13 protein-coding genes are annotated in these 15,422 nt (G+C 38.1%); 8 read left to right on the top strand and 5 right to left on the bottom strand.

What is annotated here, in order from left to right; all coding sequences use genetic code 11:
• Positions 1 to 6: 6 nt before the first annotated feature.
• Genes ACIQ6T_RS07840 through ACIQ6T_RS07830 form a run of 3 tightly spaced genes read right to left on the bottom strand, consistent with a single transcriptional unit; the run spans position 7 to position 3,228 of the window.
• Positions 7 to 1,407 carry an aldehyde dehydrogenase family protein gene (locus tag ACIQ6T_RS07840; protein ID WP_395785343.1) on the bottom strand — a complete coding sequence of 467 codons (1,401 nt, stop codon included), beginning with the start codon at positions 1,405 to 1,407 and terminating at the stop codon, positions 7 to 9.
• A 10-nt stretch (positions 1,408 to 1,417) separates the two neighbouring features.
• Positions 1,418 to 2,188: a hypothetical protein gene (locus tag ACIQ6T_RS07835; RefSeq protein ID WP_395785342.1), complete on the bottom strand. Its 771-nt coding sequence runs from the start codon at positions 2,186 to 2,188 to the stop codon at positions 1,418 to 1,420.
• Between the two features lie 2 nt (positions 2,189 to 2,190).
• Positions 2,191 to 3,228 carry an AMP-binding protein gene (locus ACIQ6T_RS07830; RefSeq protein WP_395785341.1) on the bottom strand — a complete coding sequence of 346 codons (1,038 nt, stop codon included), beginning with the start codon at positions 3,226 to 3,228 and terminating at the stop codon, positions 2,191 to 2,193.
• A gap of 84 nt (positions 3,229 to 3,312) precedes the next feature.
• Here ACIQ6T_RS07830 and ACIQ6T_RS07825 point away from each other — a divergent pair, with 84 nt between their 5' ends.
• Genes ACIQ6T_RS07825 through ACIQ6T_RS07805 form a run of 5 tightly spaced genes read left to right on the top strand, consistent with a single transcriptional unit; the run spans position 3,313 to position 7,512 of the window.
• Positions 3,313 to 3,777: a DUF2452 domain-containing protein gene (locus ACIQ6T_RS07825; RefSeq protein ID WP_395785340.1), complete on the top strand. Its 465-nt coding sequence runs from the start codon at positions 3,313 to 3,315 to the stop codon at positions 3,775 to 3,777.
• Positions 3,767 to 4,591 carry a 1,4-dihydroxy-2-naphthoyl-CoA synthase gene (gene menB / locus ACIQ6T_RS07820; RefSeq protein ID WP_395785363.1) on the top strand — a complete coding sequence of 275 codons (825 nt, stop codon included), beginning with the start codon at positions 3,767 to 3,769 and terminating at the stop codon, positions 4,589 to 4,591. Before ACIQ6T_RS07825 ends, menB begins: the two co-directional genes overlap by 11 nt.
• Before the next feature lie 2 nt (positions 4,592 to 4,593).
• Positions 4,594 to 4,998, top strand: a complete 405-nt coding sequence (locus ACIQ6T_RS07815; protein ID WP_395785339.1) for an EVE domain-containing protein — start codon at positions 4,594 to 4,596, stop codon at positions 4,996 to 4,998.
• Between the two features lie 3 nt (positions 4,999 to 5,001).
• Positions 5,002 to 6,600: a hypothetical protein gene (locus ACIQ6T_RS07810; protein WP_395785338.1), complete on the top strand. Its 1,599-nt coding sequence runs from the start codon at positions 5,002 to 5,004 to the stop codon at positions 6,598 to 6,600.
• A gap of 3 nt (positions 6,601 to 6,603) precedes the next feature.
• Entirely contained in the window at positions 6,604 to 7,512 is a 909-nt protein-coding gene (locus ACIQ6T_RS07805) for a class I SAM-dependent methyltransferase (protein ID WP_395785337.1), read from the top strand.
• Here the strand turns inward: ACIQ6T_RS07805 and ACIQ6T_RS07800 are convergent.
• Positions 7,509 to 8,399 (bottom strand): bifunctional 5,10-methylenetetrahydrofolate dehydrogenase/5,10-methenyltetrahydrofolate cyclohydrolase, encoded by an 891-nt coding sequence (locus tag ACIQ6T_RS07800; protein WP_395785336.1) that lies wholly within the window; start codon positions 8,397 to 8,399, stop codon positions 7,509 to 7,511. The two genes, ACIQ6T_RS07805 and ACIQ6T_RS07800, sit on opposite strands and share 4 nt — an antisense overlap.
• 6 nt (positions 8,400 to 8,405) lie before the next feature.
• On the bottom strand, positions 8,406 to 10,898 hold the full coding sequence (gene topA, locus ACIQ6T_RS07795; protein ID WP_395785335.1) for a type I DNA topoisomerase: 2,493 nt from the start codon (positions 10,896 to 10,898) through the stop codon (positions 8,406 to 8,408).
• A gap of 404 nt (positions 10,899 to 11,302) precedes the next feature.
• Between topA and ACIQ6T_RS07790 the strand changes: the two genes are divergently transcribed.
• The 3 genes from ACIQ6T_RS07790 (at position 11,303) to ACIQ6T_RS07780 (ending at position 15,209) form a co-directional block, all read left to right on the top strand.
• Complete coding sequence (locus ACIQ6T_RS07790) at positions 11,303 to 13,567, top strand: aconitate hydratase (RefSeq protein ID WP_395785334.1); 2,265 nt, start codon at positions 11,303 to 11,305, stop codon at positions 13,565 to 13,567.
• Positions 13,568 to 13,639: 72 nt separating this feature from the next.
• Entirely contained in the window at positions 13,640 to 14,581 is a 942-nt protein-coding gene (locus ACIQ6T_RS07785) for a ribose-phosphate pyrophosphokinase (RefSeq protein WP_395785333.1), read from the top strand.
• A gap of 61 nt (positions 14,582 to 14,642) precedes the next feature.
• Positions 14,643 to 15,209, top strand: a complete 567-nt coding sequence (locus tag ACIQ6T_RS07780; RefSeq protein ID WP_395785332.1) for a 50S ribosomal protein L25/general stress protein Ctc — start codon at positions 14,643 to 14,645, stop codon at positions 15,207 to 15,209.
• The last annotated feature ends 213 nt before the right edge of the window (positions 15,210 to 15,422 follow it).

Here is a 15,422-nt window from a genome sequence, read left to right as displayed (position 1 = left end):
AAAACCTTAAAACCATTTCAAGACTTGTTCGATGAGCCACTTTCTTTTCGCCGTATATGGAGGATAAAAATAACGTACCAAATTTGTTCGTTGGACTAAAACTGATTTAGCATGCGAAAATTCTAAAAATCCGAATTTTCCACCCGACTTGCCAATTCCTGAATTATTAACACCACCAAAAGGTAGTTCATCATGTCCAAATTGAATCAAACAATCATTAATTAAGCAAGAACCTGATGAAGTGTTTTGAACGATAAAGTCCGAGAAAATTTGATTTTGACTAAATATATAAAGAGCCAAAGGCTTTTCTTCCCGACTTAAGTATCCTGTAATTTCCACTTCATTTTTAAAAGTCATCACAGGTAATATTGGTCCAAAAATTTCCTCCTGCATAATTTGCATATCAATCGTACAATTGGTTAAGATCGTAGGACTCATAAAACAAGTGGATTCATCAAAATCTCCACCAATCAAAATTTTAGCTCCTTGCAAAACGGCTTCATCCACTAAATGTTTTATGCGATTAAAATGACGTTTGTTTACAATACGCGCATAATCTTTACTCGTAGCAATTTCGCTTCCTGTGCCATAAAAACTAGCTATTGAAAGCTCTAAGGCCTGTAAAAATTGAAAATTGACTTTTTCATGCACATATAAATAATCAGGAGCTATGCATGTCTGTCCGTTATTTAAAAACTTACCCCAAGCAATTTTCTGAGCTGAAGAAGAAATATCGGCAGATTCGTCAACAATCGCAGGTGATTTTCCACCTAATTCCAATGTCACCGAGCAAAGATGTTTGGAAGCCGCCTCCATTACCTTTTTCCCAATCATAGGACTACCTGTGAAAAAAATATGATCAAATTTCTGCTCCAACAAATAACTAGCCACTGATGCATCTCCTTCAAATACGGCTACTTCCGATGAATCAAATAAGGCAGTAATCATTTTATTTATAAATGCTGACGTATGCTCGCTCATTTCAGAAGGCTTTAGCATGATTGCATTCCCTGCCGCAATAGCATGAACTAAGGGATTAATCGCTAAGTTGAACGGATAATTCCATGGGGCAATAATAAGACACATACCTTTGGGCTCTAATTGTATTTGCCCTTGAGTCCCCATCAGCATAAGCGGCGTGCCTACTTTCTGTGGTTTCATCCATGATTTCAAATGCTTAATCATGTAATTAATCTCTTTTTTAACGCCTAAAAGCTCAGCGATTATTACTTCGGAGCTCGGCTTTCTAAAATCAGCATAAAGCGCATCAAATAAAGATTGTTTATGCGCAAGCATATACGTCTCGATAGATCGTAATTTTTCAATACGCGAAGCTGCACTCGCATTTTTTAAACGCTGTAATGAAGATTTTTGTAACGCATAAATAGCATTAATTTGTTGTTCCATAGTACATCAATTAAATGGTAAACAATGTTCTTAATTTTTCTTCAATCAAATCGAAATATCCTTTATTCCCTGATGGTCTAAACCACGTATCACCCGCAACATACCATTTACCATCGCCAGGATATATGGCAAACTCAGTTTTAGGTTTCAATTCTTCAACTCCTTTTTCAAAAACAAATTCTCCTATAAATAAAACAGCCATTAATTCTTGAAGACCTTTCCAATCATCCGTAAATCGAATTAAGTCATTCGCATCTTTGGAATACCTAAAACTTAAATTATAGAATGACAATTCGCCTTCAATACGAACCCATAAACCATCTTCATCCGCAAATTGAAATCCCAAATATAAGGGCATTTCTTTCCCCGCATTTTCCAAAATAGCCTGCATGAATTCTTGAATAAGCGTATCATCTAATTCCAATATAACGGGTAATGCCGTTGTAGTATCAGCCGCTTCCAATGTAATAAATGGCTCCTCATCACGTGGATCACAGGAACCTGATTTATATAATCGAAACGAATCTTCTAAGCGATTACGCCACGCCGTGGGTAAAGATCCTTCCCACACAAATGTATCTTCCGTATTTAAACCTTCGGCTAGCAACTCTTCCCGCGAAAAGTCATCTCGGTCAATGTATTGAATAGTTAATTTAAGGGTAGGTGCATCCGACAAAAAATCAGTAAACTCAAACGCCGCCTCTAAATGATAGGGTGGAGGTACGTTGTTTGGACTTTCATAAAACAACTGAAACTTCTTTTCTAATTTGGCTGGGTTCATTTTTACGAATTAAGGTACAAAGCTACGGATTTTAGTCGGTCGATTTTACCGGATTCCGTAGTTTCAAATTTAGGCAGATAGACAACCTGCTTTGGAATTTCCCATGATTGCAATGCCGGAAGTGATTTTTGATTCACCAAACTTTCATCAACCAAACCCAATCCTTCAATAAATAGTACTGCTTTTTGACCTACAACTTCATTGGGTACACCGCTGATAAAAATTGAACGCTCAGAAAATAAGGACGCTATTTCTTGCTCGACCTTTTCCGCTTGAATTTTACGCCCAGCCGAATTAATGACACGATCTGCACGTCCGAGTACCTTAAAATGACACGAATCAATTTGTTCAACGATATCGTTTGTTTGAACCCATTGTTGGCCCGTCACAGCTCCCTTGAAGCGGGCACAGTTATTTACGCCAACTTCAAAATCTATATATGGTAAAATTTTATAACAAGTAGAAGGAGTAGGGCTAAGCATTTGATAAGCCACATGCGAAACGGTTTCTGTCATTCCATATGTTGCAAATATTGGAAATTGGAAATTGGTTTGCGAAATAATCGTGGGATTTAAAGCAGCTCCTCCGAGCAGCACTGCCTTTGCTTTTGAAAAATAGGTTGGCAAATCAATACCATCATTTAAAATAGCATACCATTGATTTGGAACAAAAGAGGCAAGTTGGATAGAAATTGGCAGTAAATCCTTGAGCGGATTAATACATGGCTCTATTAAAAGTAGTTGTAAATTCAATTCCAATGCCCTGACTAAAACCATAGATCCAGCGATATAATGTATCGGTAGACACACAAGAGCCACATCATTTGGCTTTAATTGTAACCATTCACCAGTCACCTTTGCTGAGGCAATCATGGCTTCTCGAGAGATTTGAATTGGTTTTGGGGAACCGGTTGAGCCGGACGTCATAAAATGAAAATATGCTTGTCCCTTTTTCCATTTTTGACAAAAGTCAAAAACCTGCTTCTCAAATTCAGTAGCAGGTATGGGATATTCTAAAGCACTCGGAGAGAAAAGAAGCATAAAACATTAAATCATTCCAAAAATAGCCAAACATTCTCTAATTTCGTGAGTTAATAAAAGGTTAATCAGTTTAACCTTATGTACATGAGCGAAGATCCATTTGTAAATCCCATTAATCCAGATAAAGTTGCCCAAAATCCGGGCTTACTTCCCTACGCGCACACGGCAGGAGGAGCTGTAATTAAACCGGAAGATATAGGCAAAACAAAAGGGAGATCTATTCAAGCGATGCGTCAGCAGACGGACCGACAAATGAATCAGCTTTACGAGCAAATGGAAGTTTTGGCAAAACAAGCCAAAATGATTGCCGATCGAAAAGAAATTTCAGAACGTATATATGACACTGCAATGGGTTTTGAGCCTATTATTAGTGAAACGTATTATATGTACGAAAAAGAGGATGGCAGTGATTTATTATCTTTAGTCGCTCCACATGAGTGGGGTCGCTCGTTTAAATATAGTCGCTATCTAGCCAAGGTAATTTTACTTGCAGACCACACGTGGGATGTAACATATAACGAAGAAACCAAACAACATGATGATTTCTAATTTTCCGTGGAAACCAATAAGAGAGTACAAAGAAATTTTGTTTCAGCAATACAACGGAATTGCTAAAATATCCATTAATCGCCCACACAAGCATAATGCATTTACTCCGCTGACCGTTCAAGAGATGTCTGAGGCAATGGAATTGGCTAGACAAGACACGTCAATCGGGGTTATAATTTTAACGGGAGAAGGCGGTAAAGCCTTTTGTTCGGGTGGTGATCAAAGCGTACGCGGTGAGGGAGGGTATGTTGGCGAAGATTATGTTCCTCGCTTAAACGTATTAGACTTACAACGTCAAATTCGTACGATTCCAAAGCCTGTTGTAGCTATGGTGGCTGGTTGGGCCATTGGAGGTGGACATGTCTTGCATGTAATTTGTGATTTGTCCATTGCGGCTGAAAATGCTCGTTTTGGTCAGACAGGACCAAATGTAGGTTCATTTGATGGTGGATTTGGTGCTTCTTATTTAGCTCGGGTTGTAGGGCAAAAAAAAGCACGTGAAATCTGGTTTCTTTGCGATCAATATGATGCACAAGATGCATTACAAATGGGATTGGTTAATAAAGTAGTCCCATTAGAGGAGTTAGAAAATACGACCGTTGCTTGGTGTGAAAAAATATTAGAAAAGAGCCCGTTAGCGCTTCGTATGTTAAAATCGGCCTTTAATGCGGAGTTAGATGGCCAAGCAGGTATTCAAGAATTAGCAGGAAATGCGACGTTATTGTATTACTTATCTGATGAAGCCAAAGAAGGTAAAAATGCCTTTTTGGAAAAACGCAAACCTGATTTCTCAAAATTCCCTAAATTCCCGTAATCATGAATTATTGGTTAGTTAAATCAGAACCATTCAAATATTCGTGGGATGATTTCGTTAAAGAGGGGAAATCTGTTTGGGACGGTGTTCGAAATTACCAGGCACGAAATAATATGAAGGCGATGAAAAAGGGGGACTGGGTATTTTTTTACCATTCAAATGAAGGAGTTGAGGTCGTTGGTTTAGCAGAAATATCCAAGGAATTTTACCAAGACCCTACAACCGAAGATGACCGCTGGGTAGTTGTTGAATTAATACCAATTAAAAAATTAGCTAAAACTGTTACGTTAAAATCAATGAAATCCGATGAGCGTTTGAGTAATTTGGCGTTAATCAAACAATCTAGATTATCCGTAACTCCGGTACTCAAAGCAGAATTTGACATTATTTTAAGCCTTGCTGAATAAATTATGAAAAAGTTACTCCTGCTCTTTTTAATTACTAGCCATTTAATTTGTGGCCAGCGCATCGAAGTTCTTCAAGCCAATAGCAATATTGAGAATTTCACGATTCCTATTGGTGATCAAGGGGTTGTATTGATTAGCCAATTAAATAAGCAAGAGTTCAATATTAGAAAATTCAACACGGGTTTAGTACAGTCTTGGTCGTATAATGCAACAGTAGAAGCATCTCAGGATTTTGTAACACATAGCTTCGATGGTAAATACTTGTTTTTATTATTTAGTAGATTTAAAAGTAATTCGTACATCATTTTTCGCGTAAATACGACTAGTGGTAAAATTGAAAAATTCCAGATTATATCTGTTGACCGCATCGAAATCTCTAATTTCAAAGCCCTAAATTCCTCCTTATTTATTGGCGGAATCGTCAATAGTCAAGCCGTGATACTTTTCACTAATTTGAACGAAAAGAAAACGCAAATCCTACCATCGGTTGTGAAAGGGGATGCTGAAATACAATCCATGGACTTAGATACTGCGTTCCAGCAAGTCAATGTGACTTATTCAGTAGGAAAACGGGCCAAGGATTATCAACTAATTATTCGTTCGTTTGATGAAGATGGAAACTTATTGGGTTCTGTCCAAATGAAACCATCTGAGGAGTTCGCGATGATGAACGGGAAACTAAGTCAAATGAATGATTCATTGCAAATCGTAGTGGGCACCTATGGACATAAAAATACGATTGGGTCTTCTAAGGGACCAAGTTCGCAAGGATTTTATTTCCAATCATTTATTGACGGTGAATTACAACATACAAACTTTCAGAGCTTCACCAAATTCACGAATTTCTTTGAATTTCTTAGTCCAAAGCAACAGGAAAGACAAGCCAAAAAAATAAAGGAAAAAGCTGCAAAAGGAGAGGAATTACGTCTTGATTACCGCTTACTGATGCATGAAGTAATCCGAAAAGGAGATCATTACATCGTTGTAGCGGAAGCTTTTTATCCTGATTATAGATACAATAACATGGGACTCTATGGACCTGGCATGATGGGCATGGGAGGTTTTTCTAATTTTTATTCCCCATGGAGCATGTTGTATAATCCGTATCGCTGGGGATACGGTTACTATGGCTTGTATTCACCTTTTTCAAGCTATTACAGTCCATGGGGATATCGCGGGTATAATTCTTATGGTAGTAATCAGCAGTTTGATGGTTGGGTTTACACGCACGCAATTGTGGCTGAACTTGATGAAAATGGCCAAGTACTTTGGGATCATTCAATTCCATTAAATGATGCCAAAGAAGAAAAGTTAATTCAAAAAATCAAAACTTCCGTATTGGACGATCAGGTTACACTTTCATACAGTAAGGATAATCAAATAATTAGTAAAATAATTAGCCAATCCGGAACAGTTGAACAAGAGCGCATATTAACCATACAGACAGAAAATGAATCTGACCGCGTTCGGAAATCATCAAAACTAGATTTAAATTATTGGTACGGTCCATATTTCATTGCACATGGTACTCAATCCATTAGTAATACGGAAGAAGGAAAAAGAGACGTATTTTTTATCAATAAGATTCAATTCAATCCCTAAATTTTGGAAAACAAACAAGCTGCTATTACCATTGAAACACCCGAATATTGGGGTAAGAGTTATGAATTAATTGATTCAGGAAATTTTGAAAAGCTTGAGCAGTTTGGTGAATTTTGTGTTCGAAGACCCGAACCACAAGCACTTTGGACAAAATCATTATCCGAAGAATTTTGGTCTTTAAAGGCAAATGCTCACTTTAGAAAAGAAAAAGGAAGTAATGAGCGGGGCGTTTGGGATATAAAAAAAGGGGTACCCGATAAATGGTTCATTCCCTATAATTCAAAGAATTTAGCATTAAATTTCAAAATTAGTCTTTCATCTTTTAAGCACGTGGGTCTGTTTCCTGAGCAGGCATCCAATTGGGAGTTTTTAGCCACCAATATTCCCAAATTAACTACGCCCAAGCCTAAATTCTTAAATTTATTTGCCTACACAGGAGGAGCCAGTTTAGTTTGTCGGCAAATGGGTGCAGATGTAACCCATGTAGATTCAGTAAAACCCGTTTTATCTTGGGCACGCGAAAATATGGAAGTTTCAAAACTTGATTCGATTCGATGGATGGCTGAAGATGCGTTAAAATTTGTCAAAAGAGAGGCAAGAAGGGGTAACCATTACCAAGGAATTTTACTAGATCCTCCGGCTTATGGCCGTGGTCCAGAAGGAGAGAAATGGGTGTTAGAAGAGCAGATAGATGATTTATTGCGTTCTGTAAAGGAGATTTTAGATCCTAAAGAACATATTTTACTGACAAATGTATACTCATTGGGATTCTCAACGCTCGTAGTAGAAAACCTTGTTAATGGCATTTTCAATGTACCTGAAAATGCTCAATCTGGCGAATTATACTTAAATGACCAATACGATAAAAAACTACCTTTGGGTGTTTTCCATCGCTATTTATACCAGTCTTAATTCTTCGAATAAATAACTCCTTTAGCAGCTAGAAGTGTATTTTTCATAAGTGACACAATCGTCATAGGACCTACACCCTTCGGAACGGGCGTTATATAAGAGCATAGAGGAAATACTTCATCAAAATCTACATCTCCCTTTAGCGCAAAGCCAGATTTTTTACTTGTATCCACAATACGTGTCAAACCCACATCGATTACTACAGCACCCGGTTTAATGTGCGCTGCCTTAATAAATTCAGGTTTACCTAAAGCCGCTATCAATATATCGGCTTGCTGGCACATTTCCTCCAAATTAGCCGTCCTTGAATGCGTCAATGTGACCGTACAATTTCCTTGTGGATGATTACGTTGCATTAAAATTGACATAGGTAAGCCGACTATTTGGCTGCGGCCAACAACCACACAGTGTTTTCCTGCTGTTTCAATGTTGTAATAGGCCAACAAATCTAAAACTCCTTGCGGAGTAGCCGAGATGTATGCCGGTAAACCTTTGGCCATTCGGCCTATATTGATTGGATGAAAACCGTCGACGTCTTTTGACGGATGAATCGTTTCCATCACACGATCAGGATTAATATGATTTGGCAAAGGTAATTGAACAATTAAACCATCCATTTCTGGATTATCATTTACATCTTGAACAGCCTTCAATAATTCTGCTTCAGTAATCGTAGGGTCAAATCGTAGTAGGGTAGAAGCGAAGCCTAGCTCACCACAGGACTTAACTTTATTAGCTACATAGGTTTCAGATGCGCCATTTTCACCAACTAAAATAGCTACTAAATGAGGGGGGCGTTTACCGGAAGCGACTAATTCATTTACTTCTTGAGCGATAGCCGATTTCATAGATTCGGCAACCATCTTTCCATCAATAATTTGGCTCATAGGTACTTATTTTTTTCTCGTTGTCTTTTTAGGTGCGGGAGCAGCGTCACCTAAAGCGATACAATCTTCCAAAGTAAGGGAAGCAGGATCTTGATCTTTAGGAATTTTAACATTCCGTTTACCTATTTGAATATAAGGTCCATACATTCCATTAACAACTTTAATGGCCGCATTTTCTGGAAATTCTTTAATGAATTTATTAGCTTCTGTATTACGCTTAGCCATAATTAATTCAATAGCACGCGCTTGAGTTAATGATTCTAAATTATCTGTCTTCCCAAGGGATACATACTTTCCATTATGTTTGACATAAGGACCAAATCGGCCTTTACCAGTTTCAATTAATTGGTCTTCAAAATAACCTAAACCAGCTGATTCAGCTGCAATTTGAGCGGCTTTCATGACCAAAATAGCTTGATCTAACACAATGGTAAACGGATCATTTGGTTCAGGCAAACTAGTAAATTTACCATCATATTTAATGTAAGGACCTAATTTTCCTGCACCAATAATGACAGGCATATCATCCAAAATTCCAATTTCACGAGGTAGTTTAGGGCGTGCCAATAACACTATAGCTTGTTCTAAAGATAGCGTTGCAATGGATTGACTTTTAGCTAGATTAGCAAAAACAGGTTTATCCTCATCTCCGGATTCACCTAGTTGAACGAAAGGACCAAATTTCCCTAAACGCACAGATATCTTTTTACCAGATTCAGGATCTACACCTAATTCGCGGCCACCACCAACTGAACTGCGCGAGATAGATTTACTGTCTTCGATTGTCTTATGAAAAGAGCCATAAAAATCCTTCATTAATTTCACCCAAGGAAGCTTTCCTTTGGCAACATTATCGAATTCATCTTCCATTTCAGCCGTAAATGTAAAATCGACTACATCCTGAAAATTTTCAACTAAAAAGTCGGTGACAAGCGTTCCAATATGGGTTGGAAAAAGTTTAGCTTTCTCTGTACCTACAATTTCGGTCGCATTAACACCGGAAATTTCATCGTCTTTTAACGTCCATGTTTGAAAAGCACGCTCTCGACCTGCACGATCCTCCTTCTCAACATAGGCGCGTTTAATAATTGTGGAAATAGTAGGAGCATACGTAGATGGCCTTCCAATTCCTTTTTCTTCCATGGCCTTTACTAAACTAGCCTCTGTATACCTAGGAGCTGGACGCGTAAAACGTTCTTGCGCTTTTAATTCATCAAGCGATAATAGTTGTCCAATGGACAAAGGAGGTAACATATCCTTGTTTTCCTCATCATCTTCATCATCTTTTCCTTCTAGATAGGCTTTTAAAAAACCTTCAAAGGCGATAACCTCACCATGAGCAACTAATATCTCGGTCGTGGTTGAAATTTCAATTTGTGCTGTCGTGCGTTCTAAAAGTGCATCCGACATTTGAGAAGCAATGGCACGTTTCCATATTAACTCATATAACTTCCGTTCACGCGAATCTCCATTTAAAGTACTCAGCGCAAAATCTGTAGGCCGAATCGCTTCGTGTGCCTCTTGAGCACTGTCAGATTTTGTTTTGAATTGCCTCGTATGATGAAATGGGGCACCATAAGCATTCTCAATGGCTACTTTTGCCTTATCACGCGCTTCTTGAGACAACATGGTTGAGTCGGTACGCATATATGAAATTCGCCCTGATTCGTATAATTTTTGCGCAATTGACATGGTTGTCGCGACAGCATACCCCAATTTACGCGAAGCTTCTTGTTGTAAAGTGGATGTGGTAAACGGCGGAGCTGGTGTTTTCTTCGCTGGTTTTGTCTCTAAATTTTTAATCGAAAACTGCGCACCAACACATTTTTTTAGAAATTCAAGTGCTTCACCTTCCGTCGCAAATGCTTTAGAAAGTTCAGCTTTTAATACTTTTTTACCCGGAAGATCAAATAGGGCAGCCACCTTAAAAGAAGCAGCCGCTTCGTGTTTTTCAATTTCACGCTCACGATCTACGATTAATCGTACGGCAACTGATTGCACGCGACCTGCAGAAAGACCTTTTTGAACTTTGGACCACAATACAGGAGAGAGTTCAAAGCCAATTAAACGGTCCATAATACGACGCGCTTGTTGGGCATTCACTAAATCCATATCAATTTCACGAGGCTGCTCAATTGCCTTAAGAATTGCACTTTTCGTGATTTCACGAAACACGATACGTTTCGTATTATCTTTTAAATTAAGAGCTTCTTTTAAATGCCATGAAATAGCTTCTCCCTCACGGTCGTCGTCAGTCGCTAACCATACTTCATCAGATGATTTTGCCAGACTTTTTAATTCAGATATTACTTTTGTTTTATCTGGGGAGACAACATATGTAGGATGAAAATCGTGCTCAATATCAATGGCTTTATCACCTTTGGTAGGTAAATCCCGAACATGACCGAAGGAAGATTTAACAATGAAATCTTTACCCAAATAACCTTCTATCGTTTTTGCTTTAGCAGGGGACTCAACAATGACCAAATTTTTTGCCATTAGATATTATTTACAAGTTGTTTTTTAGAAAAGATTTCAAATATAGAACCTTAAAATGTATTTGTACACAATTCGAGACAAAGCACTAAAAAAAAACTAAATAATGATATTATTTTTTTTACTCAATTGAATTTGGGTTATACCTATAGATTTCTACATATAAGCAAGGTGTAAATAGAGGATAGTCTTGAATATTTGTCCCAACAAATAATGCTTCGACGTGATATAAAAAGTCCCAATGAAGAAAATTAGTTAATTCCGAAAAAAAAACTTTAAATGAAAATCTGTCTAAATAGAAATATATTGATAAAAAATAAAACAGAGCAAATCAAGTAATCAAAATTGGCAATTTTGCTCTGAATCTATTAATTTTGCGAGCAATTTCTTATTTTAAAATAATTAACATGGCCTTTGACATTGAAATGATTAAAGCGGTTTACGATAAAATGCCTGCAAGCATTGCTGCTGCACGTGCATTAACGGGAAAACCGCTAACATTAACTGAAAAAATCCTTTACAGTCATCTTTGGGAGGGAACTCCTTCTGCGGCACACGAACGTGGAAATTCGTATGTAGATTTCGCTCCAGACCGTGTAGCTATGCAAGATGCAACTGCTCAAATGGCTTTGTTGCAATTTATGCAAGCAGGTCGTCCTCAAGTGGCCGTGCCTTCAACTGTGCATTGTGATCATTTAATTGAAGCTAAAGTGGCATCTAAATCCGATTTAGCTGTTGCAGTAGATAAAAATAAAGAAGTTTACGATTTCTTATCGTCGGTTTCTGACAAATATGGCATTGGGTTCTGGAAGCCAGGTGCAGGAATTATTCACCAAGTAGTTCTAGAGAATTATGCTTTCCCTGGTGGAATGATGATTGGTACTGACTCACACACGGTAAATGCGGGTGGTTTAGGTATGATCGCTATCGGTGTTGGTGGTGCAGATGCATGTGACGTGATGGCTGGATTAGCTTGGGAGTTAAAATTCCCCAAATTAATTGGCGTTAAGTTGACAGGTAAATTAAATGGTTGGACCGCTCCCAAAGATGTTATTTTAAAGGTTGCAGGAATTTTAACCGTAAAAGGTGGTACTGGCTGTGTAGTTGAATACTTCGGAGAAGGAGCAACTTCCATGTCATGTACGGGTAAAGGTACTATATGTAATATGGGTGCTGAAATTGGTGCAACGACATCCACTTTTGGTTACGATAATTCAATGGCCCGTTATTTACAGTCAACGGGTCGTGCGGATGTAGCTGCCATGGCTGATCAAGTACGCGAACATTTAACAGCTGATCCAGAAGTTTACGCAAACCCTGAGAAATACTTCGATCAAGTAATCGAAATAAATTTAGATACATTAGAACCTCATGTAAATGGTCCATTCACACCAGATTTGGCTACGCCAATTTCTAAAATGAAAGAATTGGCCGTGAAAAATGGTTGGCCTACGAAAGTAGAAGTTGGCCTAATCGGTTCATGTACCAACTCATCTTACGAAGATATCGCACGTGCTGCGTCCCTAGCTAAACAAGTTGCTGCCAAAGGATTAAAAACAAAAGCTCAATTTACAATCACGCCAGGCTCAGAATTAGTGCGTTACACAATTGAACGTGACGGTTTTATTGATATGTTTAATTCCATTGGTGCTACCGTTTTCTCCAATGCTTGTGGACCATGTATTGGTCAATGGGCGCGACCAGGTGCTGAAAAAGGCGAAAAGAACACTATCGTTCACTCATTTAATCGAAATTTCGCGAAACGTGCGGATGGTAATCCAAACACATTTGCATTTGTAGCTTCACCAGAAATAGTTACGGCTTTAGCCATTGCTGGAGATTTAACATTTAATCCATTAACAGATTCCCTTACGAATGAAAGAGGAGAACAAGTTAAATTAGATGCGCCTTTTGGGGATGAACTACCACAAAAAGGATTTGCTGTAGAGGATGCGGGATATCAGGCACCGGCGGAGGATGGTTCAGGAGTTCAGGTTAAAGTTTCACCTACTTCAGACCGTTTACAATTATTAGACCCATTTTCAGCATGGGAAGGATCTGATATTACAGGATTGAAATTATTGATCAAGGCCAAAGGAAAATGTACGACAGATCATATCTCCATGGCAGGTCCTTGGTTAAAATACCGTGGTCACTTGGATAATATTTCTAATAACATGTTGATTGGTGCAGTTAACTTCTTTAATGAGAAGACTGACAATGTAAAAAATCAATTAACTGGAGAATATGGGCCTGTACCAGCAACCCAACGCGCCTATAAGGCAGCAGGTGTAGGAACTATTGTTGTAGGAGATACAAATTATGGCGAAGGTTCATCACGTGAACACGCTGCCATGGAGCCTCGTCACCTTGGAGTCCGTGCAGTGTTAGTTAAATCATTTGCACGTATACATGAAACAAATTTGAAAAAACAAGGGATGTTGGGATTGACTTTCTCTACTGAATCAGATTACGATAAGATTCAAGAAAATGATACAATCAACATTTTAGGTTTAGAAACATTTGCACCGGGTAAACCATTAACGATTGAATTAGTGCATGGTGACGGCTCTAAGGAGAGCTTTGCTGTAAATCATACGTATAATGAACAACAGATCGAATGGTTCAAAGCAGGTGGTGCATTGAATATTATTCGTGCTTCTGTAAAATAGATTTGATTTAAGGCGCAGAATTACTAATTTTGCGCCTTAATTTTTATAATTAAGCCCTTTTTTAACACACACATGGCAGCGATTAACGCAGTTAAAATATTTTCTGGATCTGCATCGAATTATTTGGCAAAGGATATTGCAAAATTTTACGGAAAGGATTTGGGTGCAGTTACTACTTTAAAATTCTCAGATGGTGAAATGTCACCTAGTTTTGATGAGTCTGTGCGAGGTTGTGATGTGTTTATTATTCAGTCGACATTTCCTACAGCGGATAATTTAATGGAATTATTATTGATGATAGATGCCGCTAGAAGGGCATCCGCCCATTACGTAACCGCTGTCATCCCATATTTTGGGTATTCACGTCAAGATCGTAAAGATCGTCCACGGGTTGGAATTGGTGCTAAGTTGATAGGTAATTTATTAACCGCCGCTGGGGCAGATCGTTTAATGACGATTGACCTACACGCCGGTCAAATACAAGGGTTTATGGATTTTCCAGTGGATCACTTGGAGGGAAATGCCATCTTTGTTCCCTATTTGAAATCTTTGAATTTAGAAAATATCTTATTTGCATCCCCCGATGTGGGTGGTGTAGTTCGTACGCGCAACATGGCCAAATTCTTTAATGCAGATATGGTCATTTGCGATAAGCATCGGAAACGGGCTAATGAAATTGCATCCATGCAACTAATTGGTGATGTTAAAGGTGCAGACGTCATTCTTGTTGATGATTTAATTGATACCGGTGGTACATTATGTAAAGCAGCTCAGTTAATCATGGATAAGGGTGCAAATTCAGTACGTGCAGTTGTTACCCATCCTGTACTTTCGGGTAAAGCGTATGATAATATCAACAACTCAGTTTTGACTGAATTATTGGTAACGGATACCATTCCTCAAAAGAATGTATCGGAAAAAATTAAGGTGCTATCGGTTGCTGAATTATTTGCTAAAGCAATCGGTCGTATCCGTGATCACGAATCTATCAGTTCATTATTTATTAAATATTAATTTTAACCGTTTTCGGGGGATAGCCTACGTGCGAAAGACTGAAAACACTAACAAAAACAAAATGAAAAAGTTAGAAATTGTAGGATACAAGAGATCTACACTAGGAACAAAAGGTTCTAAAGATTTACGCTTAGAAGCATTAGCTCCATGTGTTCTTTACGGTGGTGAGGAGCAAGTACACTTTGCTGTACCAATGATACTTTTCCGTGAATTATTATATTCTGCAGACGTATATGAAGTAGAATTAAACATTGAAGGTGATATTCACCGGGCCATCTTACAAGATGCCCAATTTCACCCAGTGAATGAAATGATTTTACACGTTGACTTCTTAGAAATCGATTCTAAAAAGCCAATTAAAATCGAAGTACCAATCAAGATTGTTGGTAACTCACCAGGTGTAATCAAAGGAGGTAAAATGGTCCAAAAATTACGTAAAGTTTCTTTACGCGGTTTAGTGTCCAATATTCCAGATTTTGTTACAGCTGATATTTCAGGTTTAGACTTAGGTCAGACAGTTAAAGTAAACAAATTAGTTGTTGAAGGATGTGAAATTTTAAATCCATTATCCAACCCAGTAGCAACAATTGAAATCCCAAGAGCATTAAGAGGTAAATTAACCGCTTAAATTTTCAGGAGAGAATGATAGATCGAAATAGCCTGGCTTCTGCCAGGCTATTTTATTTTGTATAATTCATAAAAAAAGGCCTCTAATTGAACTGCACCCAAAAAGTTGGACAACTTATTGGGTGTTTTTTTATGTCAAGAAAAATCAAGTACTCCTACGATCTCAAGCTTTCAAGTGTTAAAGCATTTATTGACGATCATCAGCCAGCACGGG

This window comes from Aquirufa sp., assembly GCF_044377215.1.
GTDB lineage: Bacteria > Bacteroidota > Bacteroidia > Cytophagales > Spirosomataceae > Aquirufa.
The sequence above is the reverse complement of the archived record's forward strand: the minus strand, read 5'-3'. Positions and strand labels throughout refer to the sequence as shown.